We start from the raw sequence: 18,413 nt of genomic DNA, 5'->3' as shown, positions 1-18,413 counted from the left end.
ACGATGCAGGCAACTGTGGCTTGGGGCTGAGTGGCGTTGCGATCGGCTAGGCGCAGAAGGTCCCCTTCTGCGCCTAGTTGCATGTACCGGATGCGGCGTACGCAGAGACCGTCTCAGCTGACCGCCCGCCCGCGGTCAGCGTGGCGACGCCGGCGAAGGTGGCCAGCGAGAGCGCGCCTATCGCCCCACTTGGGCCAAGCGGCCGGCAAAGCAGGCCGACCATGAGGCTGCCCAGGCCTTGCGCAGTTGAGATGCCGGCGCTGGCGATGCCGAATGCTCGACCTCGTACTTCTGAGCCAACGGTCGAGACGAAGATGCGGTTGGCCGCAACTGTCATCGCGCTCAAGATGCCTGCGACCAGCCAGATGATCCCGGCACCGACAGGTGATGGCCCGAGCGCTGTGAGTGACAGAGCTGCGGGCGACAGCAGCGCGAGCGCGGGCAAGATCGGCTCGAGGGCGTCGTTGGTCAGTCGACCCAAAGCGAGAGCTCCGAGCGTCATACCGAAGGGCAACGCTGCGGTGAGGAAGCCAGCGGCTAACGCCCCGCCCCCGTGGTCCTTGGCGTACGGGACCGCCGCCGCCTCGGTCATGATCGCCGCCCCGACGACCAACCAGGACGTGGTCACGAGCCATCGAAGGGACCGAGTGCCGAATACGACGGCCGCGCCTTCCCTCATGTCCTCGCGCCACGACCGGTGCGAGCCGCGGGCTGGCGGACGATGCGTGACAACGATCGACGAGACGGCACCGGACAGCGCGAAGGTCGCGGCATCAATCGCGAGGGTGAAGTCGACCCCGAACGCTTCGGTGATTGCGCCGCCGCCGGCGAAGCCCACCACAACGGCGAGTTGGCTGGTTGCGTTCCCGAGGGTGGAGGCAGCCGCGAAACTCCGACCCTCACCGACGACATCGGGTATCAACGCTGCTCGAGCCGAGGCGAAGGGTGGTTCCGCGAGTGCAACTAGGCACACGGAGCAAAGGACCACGGGTGTGGTCATGACACCCAGCGTCAGGCTCACAACCAACGCTGTGCGGATCGCGTCACAGGCGATCATCACGCTTCGACGCGAGTGGCGATCGGCGAGCACCGAGAGGGTCGGACCTCCGATCAGCCAGGGCAGATAGCTGATTGCATAGCTCACGCCGGTGAGGGCGGAAGAGCCCGTTCGATCGAAGATCATCACCCCGACGGCGATCCGAGCCAGCTGGTCGCCGGTCACGCTGAGCGTTTGCGCGAGGTAGAGCGCTCTGAACTCGCGGTTGGCCAGGACCGCGCGGAAGGTCACTCGTTGGTCGGGCTCGGTGTGGCGCATGGTTGGCCCCCTGAGGTTGCGGACTGCCATCGTGCGCAGAGTCACACTGATCGCGTCGCATCTCATCCACAGGCACGGGTAGGTACCAACGGTGTCCACACAGACTCGGATCGTGATCGTCGGCGGCGGCTACGTCGGCATGTACACCGCGCTGCGACTCCAGCGGCGGCTCGGTCGGGACGAAGCGAAGGTCACCGTGATCGACGTGAACTCCTACATGACCTACCAGCCCTTTCTGCCGGAAGCGGCAGCAGGCAACCTCGAGCCGCGACACATGGTGGTGCCGTTGCGCCGAGTGTTGAACAAGTGCGAGGTGCTGGTCGGGACCGTCACCTCGATCGACCATGGGGCGCGGCGGGTGTGCTTCCGACCCGATGCCGGAGAAGAACGCGAGGTCGGCTACGACGTCCTGGTCGTCGCACTCGGATCGGTGGCGAGGACGTTGCCGATTCCTGGTTTGGCCGAGACCGGGATTGCCTTCCGCACGGCGGCGGAGGCGATCTACCTGCGCAACCGGGTGCTGTCCCGACTCGATCTCGCCGCCGCGACCGATGACGCCGCGATCCGCAAGCGCGCGTTGAACTTCGTCTTCGTAGGTGGGGGCTACGCCGGTGTCGAGGCGATCGCCGAGCTCGAAGACATGGCGCGAGACGCGATCCGGTCCTACCCGTCGCTGTCGCCGGACGACATGCACTGGACGATGGTCGAAGCAACCGGGCGCATCCTGCCCGAAGTGAGTCTGGACATGGCCGAGTACACCGTCCGACAGCTCGAGAAACAGGGCATCAAAGTCCGGCTGGACACCAAGGTCGAATCGCTCGAGAACGGTCATGTGGTGCTCTCCGACGGGTCGGAGTTCGACGCGGACACGATCGTCTGGACCGCCGGTGTCCGGCCGAACCCGCTCCTCGAATCGAGCGACCTGCCGCTGGACGACGCCAAGCGGGTGCGTTGTCGCGCCGACCTCCGTGTCGTGGACACCCCCGACGCCTGGGCTGCGGGCGACTGCGCCGCAGTGCCGGATGTGACCAAGGACTCGCCTGACGCGCTGTGCGGCCCGACCGCGCAGCACGCCGTACGGCAGGCGAAGCAACTCGGCGACAACATCGTCGCTGTCCTGCGGGGCAAGCAGCCGCGCCAGTATCGCCACGCATATGCGGGGTCGGTCGCAAGCCTGGGTCTGCATCGCGGAGTGGCGGAGGTGTACGGCATCAAGCTGCGGGGCCTGCCGGCGTGGTGGATGCACCGGACCTATCACCTCCTGCGAGTGCCGACTTTGAACCGCAAGTTCCGAGTGGTGCTCGACTGGACCCTTGCGCTGTTCTTCCGACGCGAGATCGTCTCCTTGGGCACGTTTGCGGACCCCCGTCGCGACTTCCAGCGGGAAGCGGCCCGCGGCGCCGCCAAGTAGCGTCTGCGGTGCCCCCGTAGCCCAACAGGTCAGAGGCGCCGGACTTAAAATCTGGTCGTTGTCGGTTCGAGTCCGACCGGGGGCACGACGAAGCGGCTCCGGCGGCACACATGAGACGAGGGATGGATGACCAAGGCTGAGGCGGCCTACGAGAAGTTGAACGCCGCGGTGGGAGAGACCGAGGGCACCAGCGACTGGCTCGAGATCACCCAGGAGCGGATCAACGAGTTCGCCGACGTCACGGAGGACCATCAGTTCATCCACGTCGACCCGGAGAAGGCGGCGGCGATGTCGCCGTGGGGCGTCACGATCGCTCACGGGTTCTTGACGCTGTCGTTGCTGGTCAAGCTCACCGAGACGATCAAGCAGCCGATGGAACGCTTCGACGGTCTCGTCATGGGCGTCAACTACGGGTTCGAGAAGATCCGCTTCATCCAGGCGGTCAAGGTCAACTCGCGAATCCGCTGCACGAGCGTCCTGTCGGGTGTCGAGCTGAAAGACCCGAACACCCTTCACACCATCCGGACGATGACGGTGGAGATCGAAGGCGAGTCGAAGCCGGCGCTCGTGGCCGAGTGGATCACTCGCCTGGTCTACGCCTAGCCCGAGTAGCTCGGACCTGCTCGGGTCACCCGGATGTGAATCAGGACCCGCTGATCCCGCTCCATCGCGGCCCGGTAGTCGTCCCAGTCCGGATGCTCGCCGGAGATCGACCGGTAGTAGTCGACGAGGCCCTCCATCGCCTCCGGCAGCGACACGATGGTGACGTCGCCTTCGACCTGGACGAAGTCACCGAAGAAGCGGTCGGTGAAGACGGTCAGCCAGGCGCGTGGGTCGCGCCGCAGGTTGCGGACCTTCGCGGCCGGTTCTCGGCTGGACACCAGCACGTTCCCGCTGTCGTCCACGCCTGCCGTGACCGGCGTCAGCTGTGGCGCGCCATCGCCGCGAAGCGTCGCGAGGACGGCGTGATGGTTGCTGCGGATGAACGCGAGCGCCTCGTCGACGTCCACTACTCGGAGCGGGTGGCCGCGCGGCGCTTGTCGTGCTCGTGCACGATCGCGCGGGCGTAGCCGTGCGGCAGGTCGTGCTCATCCCGCAGCCAGGTCACCCGTTCATCGAATCTGAGCAGGGCGGGTCCGGCGTCCAGACAACCGAACCAACTGCTCAGGTCGCGCCCCGTCGAATCGGGAATCCTCGCCAGCAACGACTGGTGAGTGTCCTCGGACTGGGGCATCGACATGAGCGCCTCCTGACGGATTCGACCGACCGTTGTCCTAGCGTCCCCCAACGATCGCCGGAGAACAAGAGGGGATCTGGCGGCCAGGGGTTACGGTCGTGCCCGTGGCGCCCAGCGACGACGTCGAGAGCACGTTCGCGGCCACCGGAGACGAGCTCGAGCGTCTCGTTGCGCGGCTCAGCCGCCTCTCGCCGCTGGCCTGGCGAACCCGCCGCGACGCCGCTGAGTCGTTGCTGCAGACGATGGTGAGCGTGTGTGAGTCCCAGCAGGGTCGACGCCTTCCCGTCCCACAGGTCGACTCGCACGTCCTCGCCGACGCCATCGCCGTGATCGGACGCGAATGTCTCGATGGCCTCGCACACTCGCCCCAGGACGATCTTCTGGCACAGCTGCGGGCCGGGATCGATCGGGCGCTCGCCGCGACCCGGTGAGCTACAACCAGCCCTGCCGTACCGCGGCCGCGACCACCTCGGTCCGGGATGCCACGCTGAGGCGCTCCTTGAGCTCGGCGATGTCGCGCCGTACGGTTCGTGAGCCGACTTCCAACGTCCGTGCGATGCGTTCGTCCTTAACGCCGGCGGCCATCAGCTCGAGTACCCGAGCGACACGTCCGCTGGGAGCACCGAGCCCCTCAACGCTCCCGAACACGGGCAGCGCGATCGACCAAAGATGATCAAACATGTACACGAGCAAATCGACGATGGTGCGTTCTCTGACGAAGATCGCGCCAAGCGAAGAATCGACCGGCGCGCGGGGTACGACGGCTAGGTCCCGGTCCATAACCATCATCTGAGTTGGCACGTAAGGCAGTGATCTGATCTCCTCGCCGAGTTCGTGGAGTTCCCTCAGCGCCTCATACACGTCAGGCTCTGCGAGATCGCTCGTGCCGATGATCGAACGCTGGTGGACGCCTCGGGCAAGTGACTCCGCGTCGACCGGGGCGGCCGCTCGAATGCTCGCTGCCTTGGCATCCCGCATCAGGTGACGATGTTCTTGCTTGGTCTGTTCGCTTGCCAGCGAGATTCGTTCGCGGATCTCCTCGAGCGACACAACTACCTCAATGGCGGCGGTGTTGTGGTCCACTGCCCGCGCGAGGGCATACGACTCCGACAGCGCAGGCAGCTTGGACCGAATCGACCGCAGCTGCTCGTGCCTGCCTGCAAGCTCCCGTTCGGTTCGAGCGATCAGGGTCTCAACCGCGAGGCTCGGCTCGTACGCGGTGAGCTCATGGTTCGAGCTGCCGCGGACGAGGCTCGCCGCCCTCAGCTCGTTGACGGCAGCGTGGGTTGCCCCGGCGCTCAATCCATGTGCACGTGCCGCCGACATGACATCGACGCGTGGATCAGCGAGGAGGGCGAACCACAACCATTCGGCGTCGCTGGTGAGACCGAAGGTCTCGAGGATCCCGCTTTCGTGTGCTTCCCGCCGATCCGCGGGCACTTGTTTCCCCCTTTGTGTGCGCCTAGCTCAGACGCTCGATCACCATCGCCATGCCCTGGCCCCCGCCAACGCACATCGTTTCGAGACCGAACGTCTTGTCGTGAGTCTGCAGCCCGTTGAGCAACGTCGTCGTGATGCGGGCGCCCGTCATGCCGAAGGGGTGACCGACCGCGATCGCACCGCCGTTGACGTTGAGCTTGTCACCGAACGGGTCGATGCCGATCTCACGTGCCGACGGGATGACCTGTGCCGCGAACGCCTCGTTGATCTCGACGAGGTCGATGTCGTCGATCGACTTGCCGGCGTGAGCGAGGGCACGCTTGGTCGCCTCGATCGGGCCGAGGCCCATGATCTCGGGGCTCAGGCCCGACACGCCGGTCGCCACGATGCGCGCAAGCGGCGTCAGGCCGAGTTCCTTCGCCTTGGTGTCGCTCATGATCACGACCGCCGCTGCGCCGTCGTTGAGCGGGCAGCAGTTCGCGGCGGTGACGGTGCCGTCCGGACGAAACACCGGGTTGAGCGCGGAGACGCCCTCGATCGTCACTCCGGCGCGGGGACCGTCGTCCTTGCTCACCTCGACACCACCGGGGGTCGTCACCGGGGTGATCTCACGCTCGAAGAACCCGTTCGCGATTGCCTTTTCGGCGAGGTTCTGCGACCGTACGCCGAACTCATCCTGCTCCTGGCGGCTGATGCCTTTCAGTTGCGCGACGTTCTCAGCCGTCTGGCCCATCGCGATGTAGACGTCCGGGAGCTTGCCGTCCTCGCGCGGGTCCGACCAGGTGAAGTTGCCCTCGCCCATCTTCGCCGATCGCGCCTGCGCGTCGGCGAAGGACGGGTCCTGGGTGTCCGGCAGGGAGTCGCTGTTGCCCTTGCCGAATCGGCTCACCATCTCGACGCCGGCGCTGACGAACACGTCGCCCTCACCCGCCTTGATCGCGTGGAAGGCCATGCGCGTGGACTGCAGGCTCGACGAGCAGTAGCGGGTGATCGTCGTACCCGGCACGTCGTCCAGGCCGAGCTTCACCGCGATCACGCGACCGATGTTGAAGCCCTGCTCGCCGCCGGGCAGCCCGCAGCCGACGATCAGGTCGTCGATGGTGTGCGGGTCGAGCGCGGGCACCTTGTCCAGCGCTGCCTGCACGATCGTCGTGGCGAGGTCGTAGGGCCGGAAGTCGACCAGCGATCCTTTGAACGCGCGACCGATCGGTGAGCGTGCGGTGGCGACGATGACGGCCTCGGGCATGACTGCTCCTTCGCGGATCGGCTTCGGTGCCGAACAGAGATTCCCAAGAGTACGTTCCATGCAAGGGCGTCGGCGAAGCCGGCATCGCTGATCGGCGGGTGAGGAGAGGCGGCCGTGGACGTCTTCGGCTCGGTGGTGGACCTCATCGGGCGGACGCCGCTGGTCCGCCTCAACCGGGTGACCGACGGCGCCGCGGCGACGGTGGCCGCGAAGGTCGAGTACCTCAACCCGGGCGGTTCGGTGAAGGACCGCATCGCGACGCGCATGATCGACGCTGCGGAGGCATCCGGGGCGCTGCCGCCCGGCGGCACGATCGTGGAGCCGACCAGCGGCAACACGGGCATCGGGCTCGCGATCGTCGCGCAGCAGCGTGGCTACAGCTGCGTGTTCGTCTGCCCGGACAAGGTGTCCGCCGACAAGATCAACGTCCTGCGGGCGTACGGCGCGGAGGTGGTGGTGTGCCCGACCGCCGTACCGCCGGAGCACCCTGACTCCTACTACAGCGTCTCGGATCGTCTGGCGCGGGAACGGCCCGGCGGCTGGAAACCCGACCAGTACTCCAACCCGGCCAACCCGCAGTCGCACTACGAGACCACCGGGCCGGAGATCTGGGAACAGACCGATGGAAAGGTGACCCACTTCGTCGCCGGAGTCGGGACCGGCGGCACGATCTCCGGGACCGGCCGCTACCTGAAGGAGGTTTCGGGCGGCGCCGTGCGGGTGATCGGCGCCGATCCGCAGGGCTCGGTCTACTCAGGTGGCACCGGTCGCCCGTACCTCGTCGAAGGCGTCGGCGAGGACTTCTGGCCCGCGAACTACGACCGCGACGTATGCGACGAGATCATTGCGGTGTCCGACGCCGACTCCTTCCTGATGACCCGCCGCCTCGCTCGCGAGGAGGGCCTGCTCGTGGGTGGGTCCTGCGGGATGGCGGCCACGGCTGCGGTGCGAGTCGCTGCCCAGGCCGACCCTGACGCCGTCGTCGTCGTGTTGCTGCCCGACGGTGGCCGCGGCTACCTGTCGAAGATCTTCAACGACGACTGGATGGCCGACTACGGCTTTCTCGCCGCCGGCGGCAAGGCCGAGTCGGTCCGCGACGTACTGACCCGCAAGACCGGCGAGGTCCCCGCGTTCGTCCACGTCCACCCCTACGAGACGGTGCGCGAGGCGATCAACATCCTTCGCGAGTACGGCGTCTCGCAGATGCCCGTCGTGCGTGCGGAGCCGCCCGTCATGATCGCCGAGGTGATGGGCTCGGTCGTCGAGCGCGATCTGCTCGACGCGCTGTTCAACGGCCGTGCCCGGCTCGCCGACCCGCTGGAACGTCACATGTCGAGCGCGTTGCCGCTGATCGGAGCGGGCGAGCCCGTCGAGGCGGCCGTTGCCGCACTTCAGGGAGCGGACGCCGCGGTCGTGCTGGACGACGGCCGACCGGTCGGCATCGTGACCCGGCAGGACCTGCTGGGCTTCCTCGCTTCCCACTAGGGACCCGCCTGGCTCTACCGTTGTGGCGTGTCCGAAATGGGCGGGTTCGAGACGCGTGCGATCCACGCGGGTCAGGAGCCGGACCCGGCAACCGGTGCGGTGGTCCCGCCGGTCTACTTGACGTCGACGTTCGCGCAGGACGGGGTGGGCGGCACCCGCGGCGGATACGAGTACAGCCGTAGCGCCAACCCGACCCGCACCGCGCTCGAGACTTGTCTGGCCGCGCTCGAGGGCGGGGTTCGCGGGTTCGCGTTCGCCAGCGGACTCGCCGCCGAGGACACCCTGCTGCGTACCGTCTGCGCTCCGGGCGACCACGTGGTGATCCCCGACGACGCGTACGGCGGCACGTTCCGGCTGTTCGCCAAAGTGCTCGAGCGTTGGGGGTTGTCCTACACCGCGGTGCCCCAGCACGACCTCGACCAGGTGCGCTCGGCCGTCCGTGACAACACCCGCGTGGTCTGGTGCGAGACGCCCACCAACCCGATGCTGCGGGTCAGCGACATCGCCGGTCTCGCCGCCATCGCCGACGACGTGGGTGCGTTGCTCGTCGTCGACAACACCTTCGCCTCGCCGTACCTGCAGCAGCCGCTCGCACTCGGCGCCCACGTCGCGGTCCACTCGACGACGAAGTACCTCGGGGGTCACAGCGACGTCGTCGGCGGCGCGTTGATCGTCCGTGACGACTCGCTGGCCGACCAGGTGGCGTTCCACCAGAACGCCATGGGTGCGGTCGCCGGCCCGCTCGACTCGTGGCTGGTGCTGCGAGGCATCAAGACGCTCGCGGTCCGGATGGACCGGCACTGCGACAACGCTGAGCAGATCGTGGCCATGCTGCGCGGCCATCCCGCCGTGGTCGAGGTCCGCTATCCGGACAACGACGACGTCGCGCGTCGCCAGATGCGGCGGTTCGGCGGGATGGTGTCCTTCCGGGTCGCGGGCGGTGAGCAGCAGGCACTCGACGTCTGTCGCCGGGCTGAGCTGTTCACCCTCGCCGAGTCCCTCGGCGGCGTCGAGTCGCTGATCGAGCACCCGGCCCGGATGACCCATGCAAGCGTCGCCGGCTCAGCGCTGGAGGTCCCCGCTGATCTCGTTCGGCTGAGCGTCGGGATCGAGGCCGTGACCGATCTGCTCGCCGATCTGCAGCGGGCCCTGGGCTGACCAGCCGCGCGTCTCCGGAGCGAGCAGCGCGACGACGGCGGCCACGCCGAGGATGCCTGACGTGCTGAGGAACGCCGCCCCGTAGGAGATGTCGGCGATCGCCCCCGCCGCCACCGGGCCGACGACCGTCCCGATGTCCGACGACATCGTGTACGCCGCGAAGACCGGCCCCGCCCGCCCCTCGACGAGATCGCCGACGATCGCCCCGGGGGCGACGTCGAGCAGTCCCGAGCCCAAACCCAGAACGGCGAGCCCGATCAGGTAGCCGGGCAGATCTTGCGCAACCGCGAGGATCGCGATGCCGACGCCGCTGCCGATGCACCCGCCGACCAGCAGCGGCTTGCGCCCGACGTTGTCGGCGAACCGGCCGGCCGGGATCAGCGTGGCGCCGTTGACCGCCGACACGACGAGGAAGCCGACGCCGGTCCAGATGGGCTTGCGGTGCAGCACGTCGCCGACGAACAGTGGCACCAGCGCGGACCGTACGCCGATCGCGCCCCACGAGTCGGCGAAGTTCGCCGCCAGCGCCGCCCGGTAGGCGCGGTTGCGCAGCGCGTCGGTCAGCTTGGTGGCGGCCGCCTTGCCCGCGTGCGCCCGGTCGGCGAGCGGCGTCGCCCGCAGCTGGATCAGCCCGACCGCTCCGGCTGCGCTGAGCGTGCCGGCGTAGATGAAGAACGGCAACCGGATCGAGACACCGTCGATGAAGCCGCCGAGGACCGGCCCGGTGATCCCGCCGAGCAGGAAGCCGCCCTGCCAGAAACCCATCGCCCGGCCACGCTGCGCCGGTGCGGTCATCCGGACCAGCAGGCCGAGGGCGGAGATCGAGAACATCGCCGACCCGACCCCGCCGATCCCGCGCAACGCGATCAGCTCGCCGTAGTTCTGAGCGATGCCGGCCAGCACGCTGCTGACGGCGACGATGCCGATGCCGGTGGCCATGACGAGGCGCTCGCCGTAACGGTCGACGAGCTTCCCGGCCGGTAGCGAGAACGCGATCCGCATCACGGCGAAGACACTGATCACCGCACCGGCCGCCGCTTTGCCGACCCCGAAGTTGCGTGCGAAAACCGGGAGGGCCGGCGCCACGATGCCGAAACCGAGCGCGACGAAGAACGCCACCGCGACGAGCACCCGGATCTCGCGGGGCAGCGGTTGCTGCCCGGTGCCGCCCCTCGCCATCAGCTAACGAACTGACCGTCAGGCGACGCGGCCACCGCGGCGGCCCTGCCGGGCGCTGAGGTAGTCGCTGATGACGTAGTCGCCCAGCCGGTTGGCGTCCGGCGTGAACACGCGGCCGCCGTTGCGGGCGGCCATGGCCTTCACGAACCGGATCAGGCCGGGCTCGTCGTCGAGCATGAAGACGTTGATCGTCGCGCCACGACGAGTGATGCGCTCGACCTCGGCCATCGTCGCGGCGGTCGTCTCGGGATGGGTCGGCCAGTCGAACCAGGCGCTGCCGTCGGCGAGCAGATGGGCGGTCGGCTCACCGTCGGTGATGACCATGACGACCGGCTCGGCGTTGGGGTGACGCGCGATGTGACGTGACGCGAGGACGAGGGCGTGCTGCAGGTTGGTCCCCTGCACCATGTCCCACGACAACCCGGGAAGGTCCTGCGGGCGGAGCACCCGCGCGTAGCGGGAGAACCCGATGACCTCGATGGCGTCCTGCGGGTACTGCGTCGAGATCAGTGTGTGCAGCGCAAGCGCGGTCGACTTCGCTTCGGGCCAGGTGCCTCGCAACGCCATCGAGTACGACAGGTCGATCAGCAGCGCGACCGCCGCGCCGGATCGCCGTTCGGTCTCGACCACCTCGAAGTCCTCGACCGCGATTCGCACCGGCGAACCCGGACCCGAGCGAAGGACCGCGTTGCGCACCGTTCGGACCACGTCGAAGGGCTGCTCGTCCCCGAACTCCCACGTGCGCGTCGCGCCGGTCGGGTCACCGGCCGCACCGGCGTCGTGCATGTCGTGGTTGCCGCGACCGCGGGCGTGAAGCCGGTTGAAGATGCGTCGCAGTGCGGTCTGACCGATCCGGCGCATCCCCTTGGGGGTCAACCCGAGCCCGCCGTCGCTGCGCTGGAGGTAGCCCTGATCCCGAAGCTCGCGCTCGATCCGGCGTAGCGCCTCGAGGTCATCGACCGCGTTGCGTCCCAGGGCTCGGGCAAGCAGTTCAGGGTCGACGTCGTCGAGGGACGCGCCCGGGTAGTCCTGGCTGAGCATCTGGGCGAGCTCGTCGAGGTCGGCCGACTCCTCCAGGGCGGTAGTGGCGTCGCCCAGCCCGAGCGGTGTGTCGCCACTCATCCGCTGGCGCCCGGTCCAGTTGAGCTCGGGGCGCCGGGCCCGCAGCTGGTCGGAGAGCCGCCCCATCTGCTCGGCGAGTCCCGCGTCCTGCAACGCCTGCTGCATCAGCCCGGCGAGCTCGGCCTGCTGCTCGGCAGACAGCGAGTTCGTCAGTCGCTGGGCGGCCGCGGCGCGGCGGGCGAGCGAGTCGACGAGCTCTTCGAGGTTGCGCGGGTTGTCGGGGAAGAACTCGCCATAGTTCTGCATGAACTGCTCGAACTGCTGCGACACGTCCTCGCCGCGGGCATCGGCGTCGAGCATGTCGTTGAGCGCGCCCAGCATGTCCTTGATGCGCTGCTGCGTTTCGGGGTCGCCGTTCTGCAGCGCCTGTTTCATCCCGCGGAACTGGCTGTCGAGCACCTCGCTTCGCAACAGCTGCTGGATCTCGTCGTACGCGGCGCGCGCCTCGGGGCTGCGCCACTGGTAGTCGCTGAGCTCGCGGACCGCGCGCGCGGTCTGCTGCGGCAGGGCGTCGAGCTCGGCCTCGGCGAGCCGGGCGTCGTCACTCGGGTCGGGGAACAGGGCGTTGCGTTCCGCCTCGAGCGCTTGGTCGAGCAGCTCGCGAACGCGGTCGAGGGTGCCGTCGAGGCGGCCCGCCTCGCGGGCCCGCCGCTGCCGCTCGCGGACCTGCCGCAGCAGGTCGTCGAGGCCCTGCCGGCCGGACAGCCCACGACGGGTCATGGACCGGAACGCCTCCGCCGGTGACTGCCCGTCGAGCACCGAGTCGCCGATCTGGTCGAGGGCGTCCGACAGGTCGTACGGCGGCGCGAGCGGGTCGTCCCCGCCACGCCACTCGGAGTAGCGAGATCTCCTCATCGCGCTCCGTACACGATGCGGTCGGGCAGCTCGTCCTTCGACAGCCGGCGCAGCAGGTAGAGGCCTTCGAGGGCGAACTCCAGTCCGGCTGCCGCGAGGCCCGGGGTCTCGGCACCCTCGTCGATCCCGAGGGCGGAGAGCAGACGTCCGAGGCCGGGCACCGTCCCGACGCCGGCGAGTAGGTCGGTGGCCGGGACCAGCTCACCCGTCTCCACCGTCGTGCCCTCGGTGAACAGGTCGACGATCGCAGAGAGGTCGACGCCGCCGAGTCGGCTGCGGAAGGTGTCCGCGGTCGCGCGGCGCAGCAAATGTTCGAGGATGTCGGCCTCGCGGCCCTCCTCGGACGTCTCGAACTCGACCTTGCCCTGCACCGCCGGCACGATGGCCGGCAGGTCGCAGACCCGCGCAACCGCAACCTCCTCGCCGACCAGCGCGGCGCGGCGTACCGCAGAGGCGGCCACGGTCTCGGCGGCCGACACGGCGAACCGGGCCGAGACGCCGGAGCGCTGGTCGACCGCGGGCGACTCCCGCACGTGCCGGGTGAACCGGGCGATCACCTCGATGAGGTGATCGGGCAGCGCCGCGGACACCGCGTCGTCGCCCCAGACGATCAGGGCCTCCTGGGTGACCACGCGCAGCTCGTCGTCGAGGTCGAGCGGGTAGTGGGTGCGCACCTCCGCACCGAAACGGTCCTTGAGCGGGGTGATGATGCGGCCGCGGTTCGTGTAGTCCTCCGGGTTCGCCGACGCCACGAGCACGAGGTCCAGCGGCAGCCGCAGCACGTAGCCGCGGACCTGGATGTCGCGCTCCTCCAAGACGTTGAGCAGCGCCACCTGGATCCGCTCGGCGAGGTCGGGCAGCTCGTTGATGGCGACGATGCCGCGGTTGGTGCGCGGCACCAAGCCGTAGTGCACCGTCTCCGGGTCTCCCAACGCGCGGCCTTCGGCGACCTTGATCGGGTCGACGTCACCGATCAGGTCGCCGACGGAGACGTCGGGGGTGGCCAGCTTCTCGGCGTACCGCTCGTCGCGGGGCTTCCAGGCGACTGGGAGCGCCTCGCCCTGCTCCTCTTTGAGCCGACGGCAGCGGCCGCACACGGGGTAGTACGGGTGATCGTTGATCTCGCAGCCTTGGACGATCGGCGTCCACTCGTCGAGCAGCTGCACCAGCGTCCGGATCAGCCGCGTCTTGCCTTGGCCGCGCTCGCCGAGCAGGACGATGTCGTGACCGGCAAGGATCGCCCGCTCCACCTGCGGCAGGACGGTCTCGTCGAAGCCGATGATTCCCGGGAAGCGGTCGCCGCCCTCCCGCATTCGCGCGAGCAGGTTGTCGCGTAGCTCGGCCTTGACCGTCTTGGCGACGTGACCGGACGCGCGAAGTGCGCCGAGGGTGCGGGGAAGGTCGCTCGCTGGCGGGATGCTCGTCATTTCCTCACGTTACGACTCTGGGGCAAACCGATGGAGCAGACTGTCGGCGTGATCGGCCCTCGCGCGCTCGCGCTGGACATCGGGGGCACGAAGATCGCGGCAGCCTGGGTCGATGCGGACGGTTCTGTCCACGCGCGGGCTGAGGTGCCCACGGTGGCCGCCGACTCCGAAGCACTCTGGTCGGCGGTACGTGACCTTCTGACCTCGCGGCTCGACGGCGAGCCGCCGGCCGCGGTCGGGGTCGGGTGTGGTGGCCCGCTGCGGCTCGACACCGGCGAGGTCTCGCCGATCAACATCGCGGTCTGGCGTGATTTCCCGTTGCTCGAGCGGGTGCGGGAGCTGTTCCCGACGGCTCAGGTCCGGCTGCACAACGATGCGGTGGCGATGGCGGCGGGTGAGTCCTGGCTCGGCGCGGGACGAGGCGTCCGCCACTTCCTCGGGGTGGTCGTCTCGACCGGCGTCGGTGGCGGTGTCGTCCTCTGCGGCCGCATCCTCGACGGCACGACCGGCAACGCCGGCCACATCGGGCATGTCGTCGCCGACCCCGACGGGCCGCCCTGCGGTTGCGGCGGGGTCGGCTGCCTCGAGGCGATTGCGCGCGGACCGGCGGTCGTGGCGCACGCTGTGGCCAACGGTTGGCAATCCGGCGATCAGTCAGCTGACGGGCGATCGCTCGTGGCGGCCGCCCGTGGCGGCGACGAGGTCGCGATCGCCGCGATCGACCGGGCCGGTCGAGCGCTCGGCGTCGGGCTGGCGAGTGCCGCCGCGCTGCTCGAGCTCGACCGCATCGCGGTCGGCGGCGGTTTTGCGACCGGCGCCGCAGAGTTGATCTTCGCTCCGATGCGGGAAGCCTTCGCGCGCCATGCCGGGATGGCCTACGTGTCCCGCTGCGAGATCGTGCCCGCCGAACTCGCTGTCGATGCGGGACTCGTCGGAGCCGCCGCCCTCGTCCTGCAGTGACGATCGAGCGGCCGTGTCGATAGATCCCGGGCTGGCGCGGCTTCGGGTCGCCGGAGTCGCCATGTCGGCGGCACTGCTGAGCTTCGCGACAGCGTTGCTGCTCGACCACCTGTTCAATCTGACGACGAGCAGCGTCGTACTGGCCGTGGTCCTGGCACTGACCCTCGGGCGGGCCGACCGGCGCGGCCACGAGTCGGCGCTGGCCCGCTGGCTCGCCCCGATCGCGATGCCGTTCCTCGTCGTCGCCTCCACCGAGGTTGGCAAGTGGATGTTCACGCATCCCAACTTCGGCGACACGCTGTTCGCCGTCGGGATGGCCGCGGGCATCTGGCTGCGGCGCTTCGGCCCGCACCTGCGACGGGTGGGGTCGCTGGTCTCGTCGGCGTTCCTCGCGATGCTCGTCACGCCGGCGCCGGCCGTCGCGCTCGGGTCCAACCCGCCGAGCAGATGGTGGGCGGCGGTCATCGCATTGGTCGCGCTGGGCTGGCTGCGACTGGTGCAGTTCCTCGCAGAACGCATCGGGGTGCTGGCCAGAGTCGAGCCCGATCCCGCGGTCCCGGCACCGGTCGCGCGAACTCGCCGCGACGATCTGCCGTGGCACCGGCAGGTCCTGCCCAGCACCCGCATGTCGCTGCAGATGGGAGTCGCGCTGGGCGCGGCCTTCGCGTGCGGGCGAGCGGCCTTCGGCGTGCACTGGACCTGGGTGGTGCTCTCGGCGTACATCGTCGGCAGCGGGAACCGGGGCCGTGCCGACGTGACATACAAGGCGTTGCTTCGCATCGCGGGAGCCGCATGCGGAACCGTTGTGGCGGAACTGGTCTCGCATTCGTTCCCGCCCCACGACGACTGGTCGATCGTCGTGCTGTTCGCGGTGCTCGCCGTGGCGATGTGGCTGCGACCGCTCAGCTACGCCTATTGGGCGGCCGGCATGACGTCGGCGCTGGCGTTGCTCTACGACTTCTACGGCGAGGCCGGCACCGACCTGCTCGCTACCAGGCTCGAGGGCATCCTGCTCGGCGCTTCGCTCGGTGTCCTCGCCGCGTGGCTGGTGCTCCCGATCCGCAACGTCGACGCAGTACGCCGCCAGCTCGCGATCGCGTTCGGCACCGTTGCCGCGGTGCTCGCGTCAGCCGACGCACAACCGGCGTTCGCGGCTGCGGAGCTGGCACGCTTTCGGGCCGCGTCGGTGGCGGCCGACCTGGCGGGTGCGTCGCTTCGGTGGTTGCGTCGCCTGCCGCGGCGACTGCGGGTGGGCTACGGCTACTTCGTTGCGGGCAGAGCGTTGGCGACGTGCGCGGCGGAGCTCCCGGTCGCTGACGGATGTCGGCTCAGCCTGGAACCGGACGAGCGCCGGATGCTCGCCGCCGACGTGGCCGCTGCCCGCCGCGCGCTTGCCGCGACGGCCGGCGAGGAAGAGCGGCTGCGGCTCGGCGAGACGACGCAGCGGATCGCTGAGGCGCTCAGCTCCGCCTCTCGCGGGCCGGCTACAGGTACGGCTTGACGTCGACGAGCTCGAGGGCGATCTCTTTGCCGTTGGGTGCGACGTAGGACCGCTTCTCGCCGGGAGTCGCGCCGTCGAGGGCCTGACCGAGCGGCGACTGCGCGGAGTACACGGTGAGGTCGGTGACGGCAGCTTCTTCGCGTGAGCCGAGAAGGAACGTCTCCTCGTCGCCGTCGGCGTAACGGATCGTGACGACCATGCCGGGGCCGGCGACGCCGCTGTTCGCGGCGGGAGGCGTACCGACCTGAGCGTCGCGGAGCAGCTGGGAGAGCTGACGGATCCGGGCTTCCATCTTGCCCTGCTCTTCCTTCGCGGCGTGGTAGCCGCCGTTCTCCTTCAGATCACCCTCGGCGCGCGCCGCCTCGATCCGGTGGGTGATCTCCACCCGACCCGGTCCCGACAGGTGCTCGAGCTCTGCCTCGAGCCGGTCATAGGCGTCCTGCGTCAACCACGTGGTGTTCGTCTCGCTCATCCGATTCAGGCTACCCAGCGCCATCGTTCGACACTCGTGAAACCATGGAGTGGTGACTGACGGCCCGCTTCGGCTGCTCGCGGTGCACGCGCATCCCGACGACGAGTCGAGCAAGGGCGCGGCCACCACGGCCAGGCTGGTCGCCGAGGGCGCCGAGGTCCTCATCGTCAGCTGCACCGGCGGCGAACGCGGGTCGATTCTCAACCCCGCGATGGAACGACCCGAGGTCGTGGCCGACCTGACCGAGGTCCGTCGCCGCGAGATGGCCGCCGCGATCGAGATCCTCGGCGCCCGGCACGAGTGGCTCGGCTTCACCGACTCCGGGTTCCCCGAAGGCGACCCGCCGCCACCGCTTCCCGACGACTGCTTCGCGGCGCAGCCCGTCGAGTCGGCGGCCGCGCCGTTGGTGCGGATCGTGCGGCAGTTCCGCCCGCACGTCATGACGACGTACGACGAGAACGGCGGGTACCCGCACCCCGACCACGTGATGTGCCACAACGTCAGCGTGGCGGCGTTCGAGGCAGCGGCTGACCCGGACCGCTACCCGGAGCTCGGCGCGCCCTGGCAGACCCTGAAGCTCTACTACCACATGTCCATGCACCTCGAGCGCTTCCAGGCACTGCACGACGCGATGCTCGCCGCCGGCATGGAGTCGCCGTACGCCGAGCGCCTCGCGCAGTGGAAGGACCGCCCGGACGTCGCGTCGCGGGTCACCACGCGCGTGGAGTGCGCCGACTACTTCCCGGTGCGCGACAGGGCGCTGCTGGCGCACGCGACCCAGGTCGACCCGAAGGGGTTCTGGTTCGCCTGCCCGCTCGACATCCAGCAGCGGGTGTGGCCCACCGAGGACTACGAGCTCGCGCGGTCCGTCGTCGACACGACGACGCCGGAGGACGACCTGTTCGCGGGCGTGAGAGACCGGGTGGCGACGTGACCGCACACGTGCTGGCCCTTCCGGCGGTCCGGGTGCTCGCCGCAGGTGACAGTGACTTCGGAGCAGGGTTTATCGCGTTCGCCGTCGTACTGGCTTTGTGCGTGGCATCGTTCTTCCTGTTCCGCTCGATGAACCGGCATCTGCGCAAGGTGCCGGAGAAGTTCGAGCAGCCGACTCGCGACGAGGAGTAAGGGTGATCGCACCCGCCCGTGATGCGGTTGCGCACGCGGAGACCGCGGCTCGGCTTCGCGTCGTGGTGGCCCGGTTGGCTCGCCAGCTGCGTCAGCACAGTCCAGGTGGCCTGACCCCGTCGCAGTGGTCGGCGTTGGCGACCGTCGAGACCCACGGCCCGCTGCGCATCGGCGACCTCGCGGAGCGTGAAGGCGTCACGGCGCCGACCGCCACCCGGGTGGTCGCGAGCCTCGAGGACGCCGGCCTGCTGTCGCGCTCCAGCGACCCGTCGGACCGTCGTACCTCCTACATCGCGCTGACCGACGCGGCGCGGGAGAAGCTGGAGTCGGTCCGCGGCGCCCAGGCAACGGCGCTCGTCCAGCGGCTGTCGGACATGTCTCCGGCCGACGTACAGCGGCTGCTCGACTTGCTGCCCATCCTCGAGTCGCTGCTCCGCGAAGAGCGATAGCCGGTCTGCGGCAAGATCGTGCGCGGGGCTC

Annotated in this window: 19 protein-coding genes and 1 tRNA gene; 11 read left to right on the top strand and 9 right to left on the bottom strand. The window is 69.2% G+C overall.

Annotated features, from left to right (window positions below):
- Positions 1-73: 73 nt before the first annotated feature.
- Entirely contained in the window at positions 74-1,315 is a 1,242-nt protein-coding gene (locus VG899_02455) for an MFS transporter (protein ID HWA65215.1), read from the bottom strand.
- Positions 1,316-1,406: 91 nt separating this feature from the next.
- On the opposite strand from VG899_02455, the gene VG899_02450 reads away from it, so the two are divergent.
- The 3 genes from VG899_02450 (at position 1,407) to VG899_02440 (ending at position 3,329) form a co-directional block, all read left to right on the top strand.
- Positions 1,407-2,726 (top strand): NAD(P)/FAD-dependent oxidoreductase, encoded by a 1,320-nt coding sequence (locus tag VG899_02450; protein ID HWA65214.1) that lies wholly within the window; start codon positions 1,407-1,409, stop codon positions 2,724-2,726.
- Positions 2,727-2,736: 10 nt separating this feature from the next.
- Positions 2,737-2,811: transfer RNA gene (locus VG899_02445), tRNA-Leu, on the top strand.
- A gap of 41 nt (positions 2,812-2,852) precedes the next feature.
- Positions 2,853-3,329 carry a MaoC family dehydratase gene (locus VG899_02440; GenBank protein HWA65213.1) on the top strand — a complete coding sequence of 159 codons (477 nt, stop codon included), beginning with the start codon at positions 2,853-2,855 and terminating at the stop codon, positions 3,327-3,329.
- Here VG899_02440 and VG899_02435 read toward each other — a convergent pair.
- Both VG899_02435 and VG899_02430 read right to left on the bottom strand, forming a co-directional pair.
- The gene (locus tag VG899_02435) at positions 3,326-3,736 is read right to left on the bottom strand and encodes a PPOX class F420-dependent oxidoreductase (GenBank protein ID HWA65212.1); all 411 of its coding nucleotides are present in this window, start codon (positions 3,734-3,736) and stop codon (positions 3,326-3,328) included. The genes VG899_02440 and VG899_02435 overlap by 4 nt on opposite strands.
- Positions 3,736-3,966 (bottom strand): DUF4287 domain-containing protein, encoded by a 231-nt coding sequence (locus tag VG899_02430; GenBank protein HWA65211.1) that lies wholly within the window; start codon positions 3,964-3,966, stop codon positions 3,736-3,738. Before VG899_02430 ends, VG899_02435 begins: the two co-directional genes overlap by 1 nt.
- A gap of 101 nt (positions 3,967-4,067) precedes the next feature.
- Here VG899_02430 and VG899_02425 point away from each other — a divergent pair, with 101 nt between their 5' ends.
- A complete protein-coding gene (locus tag VG899_02425) occupies positions 4,068-4,394 on the top strand; it encodes a hypothetical protein (protein HWA65210.1) in 327 nt (108 codons plus the stop codon).
- A gap of 1 nt (position 4,395) precedes the next feature.
- Here VG899_02425 and VG899_02420 read toward each other — a convergent pair whose 3' ends face one another.
- Positions 4,396-5,403 carry a LuxR C-terminal-related transcriptional regulator gene (locus VG899_02420; GenBank protein ID HWA65209.1) on the bottom strand — a complete coding sequence of 336 codons (1,008 nt, stop codon included), beginning with the start codon at positions 5,401-5,403 and terminating at the stop codon, positions 4,396-4,398.
- A gap of 22 nt (positions 5,404-5,425) precedes the next feature.
- Positions 5,426-6,649, bottom strand: a complete 1,224-nt coding sequence (locus VG899_02415; GenBank protein ID HWA65208.1) for an acetyl-CoA C-acetyltransferase — start codon at positions 6,647-6,649, stop codon at positions 5,426-5,428.
- 114 nt (positions 6,650-6,763) lie between these two features.
- Here VG899_02415 and VG899_02410 point away from each other — a divergent pair, with 114 nt between their 5' ends.
- Both VG899_02410 and VG899_02405 read left to right on the top strand, forming a co-directional pair.
- Positions 6,764-8,134, top strand: coding sequence for a cystathionine beta-synthase (locus VG899_02410; GenBank protein HWA65207.1), 1,371 nt, complete (start codon positions 6,764-6,766; stop codon positions 8,132-8,134).
- 36 nt (positions 8,135-8,170) lie between these two features.
- A complete protein-coding gene (locus VG899_02405; GenBank protein HWA65206.1) occupies positions 8,171-9,292 on the top strand; it encodes a cystathionine gamma-synthase in 1,122 nt (373 codons plus the stop codon).
- On the opposite strand, the gene VG899_02400 is transcribed toward VG899_02405, so the two are convergent.
- The 3 genes from VG899_02400 to VG899_02390 are packed head-to-tail and all read right to left on the bottom strand — an operon-like array spanning position 9,197 to position 13,875.
- Positions 9,197-10,471 carry an MFS transporter gene (locus VG899_02400; GenBank protein HWA65205.1) on the bottom strand — a complete coding sequence of 425 codons (1,275 nt, stop codon included), beginning with the start codon at positions 10,469-10,471 and terminating at the stop codon, positions 9,197-9,199. The two genes, VG899_02405 and VG899_02400, sit on opposite strands and share 96 nt — an antisense overlap.
- 18 nt (positions 10,472-10,489) lie before the next feature.
- Positions 10,490-12,448 (bottom strand): hypothetical protein, encoded by a 1,959-nt coding sequence (locus tag VG899_02395; GenBank protein ID HWA65204.1) that lies wholly within the window; start codon positions 12,446-12,448, stop codon positions 10,490-10,492.
- A complete protein-coding gene (locus VG899_02390) occupies positions 12,445-13,875 on the bottom strand; it encodes a sigma 54-interacting transcriptional regulator (protein HWA65203.1) in 1,431 nt (476 codons plus the stop codon). Before VG899_02390 ends, VG899_02395 begins: the two co-directional genes overlap by 4 nt.
- Before the next feature lie 48 nt (positions 13,876-13,923).
- On the opposite strand from VG899_02390, the gene VG899_02385 reads away from it, so the two are divergent.
- Both VG899_02385 and VG899_02380 read left to right on the top strand, forming a co-directional pair.
- On the top strand, positions 13,924-14,835 hold the full coding sequence (locus tag VG899_02385) for an ROK family protein (protein HWA65202.1): 912 nt from the start codon (positions 13,924-13,926) through the stop codon (positions 14,833-14,835).
- A gap of 13 nt (positions 14,836-14,848) precedes the next feature.
- A complete protein-coding gene (locus VG899_02380) occupies positions 14,849-16,336 on the top strand; it encodes an FUSC family protein (protein HWA65201.1) in 1,488 nt (495 codons plus the stop codon).
- Here VG899_02380 and greA read toward each other — a convergent pair.
- A complete protein-coding gene (greA, locus tag VG899_02375; protein ID HWA65200.1) occupies positions 16,320-16,808 on the bottom strand; it encodes a transcription elongation factor GreA in 489 nt (162 codons plus the stop codon). The two genes, VG899_02380 and greA, sit on opposite strands and share 17 nt — an antisense overlap.
- A 52-nt stretch (positions 16,809-16,860) precedes the next feature.
- On the opposite strand from greA, the gene mca reads away from it, so the two are divergent.
- The 3 genes from mca to VG899_02360 are packed head-to-tail and all read left to right on the top strand — an operon-like array spanning position 16,861 to position 18,382.
- Complete coding sequence (mca, locus tag VG899_02370) at positions 16,861-17,742, top strand: mycothiol conjugate amidase Mca (GenBank protein HWA65199.1); 882 nt, start codon at positions 16,861-16,863, stop codon at positions 17,740-17,742.
- A complete protein-coding gene (locus tag VG899_02365) occupies positions 17,739-17,933 on the top strand; it encodes a hypothetical protein (GenBank protein HWA65198.1) in 195 nt (64 codons plus the stop codon). The genes mca and VG899_02365 overlap by 4 nt, the downstream gene beginning before the upstream one ends.
- 2 nt (positions 17,934-17,935) lie before the next feature.
- On the top strand, positions 17,936-18,382 hold the full coding sequence (locus VG899_02360) for a MarR family transcriptional regulator (protein HWA65197.1): 447 nt from the start codon (positions 17,936-17,938) through the stop codon (positions 18,380-18,382).
- The last annotated feature ends 31 nt before the right edge of the window (positions 18,383-18,413 follow it).

The organism is Mycobacteriales bacterium, from assembly GCA_035550055.1.
In the GTDB taxonomy this organism is placed as follows: domain Bacteria; phylum Actinomycetota; class Actinomycetes; order JAFAQI01; family JAFAQI01; genus DASZTV01.
This window is presented reverse-complemented; position numbering and strand designations above follow the sequence as displayed.

Bases quoted from the DNA above. Each gene is read 5' to 3' on its own strand.
- VG899_02430 (HWA65211.1), bottom strand. From the start codon at position 3,966: ATGTCGATGCCCCAGTCCGAGGACACTCACCAGTCGTTGCTGGCGAGG.
- VG899_02440 (HWA65213.1), top strand. From the start codon at position 2,853: ATGACCAAGGCTGAGGCGGCCTACGAGAAGTTGAACGCCGCGGTGGGA.
- VG899_02405 (HWA65206.1), top strand. From the start codon at position 8,171: ATGGGCGGGTTCGAGACGCGTGCGATCCACGCGGGTCAGGAGCCGGAC.
- greA (HWA65200.1), bottom strand. From the start codon at position 16,808: ATGAGCGAGACGAACACCACGTGGTTGACGCAGGACGCCTATGACCGG.
- VG899_02390 (HWA65203.1), bottom strand. From the start codon at position 13,875: ATGACGAGCATCCCGCCAGCGAGCGACCTTCCCCGCACCCTCGGCGCA.
- VG899_02415 (HWA65208.1), bottom strand. From the start codon at position 6,649: ATGCCCGAGGCCGTCATCGTCGCCACCGCACGCTCACCGATCGGTCGC.
- VG899_02395 (HWA65204.1), bottom strand. From the start codon at position 12,448: ATGAGGAGATCTCGCTACTCCGAGTGGCGTGGCGGGGACGACCCGCTC.
- VG899_02455 (HWA65215.1), bottom strand. From the start codon at position 1,315: ATGCGCCACACCGAGCCCGACCAACGAGTGACCTTCCGCGCGGTCCTG.
- VG899_02400 (HWA65205.1), bottom strand. From the start codon at position 10,471: ATGGCGAGGGGCGGCACCGGGCAGCAACCGCTGCCCCGCGAGATCCGG.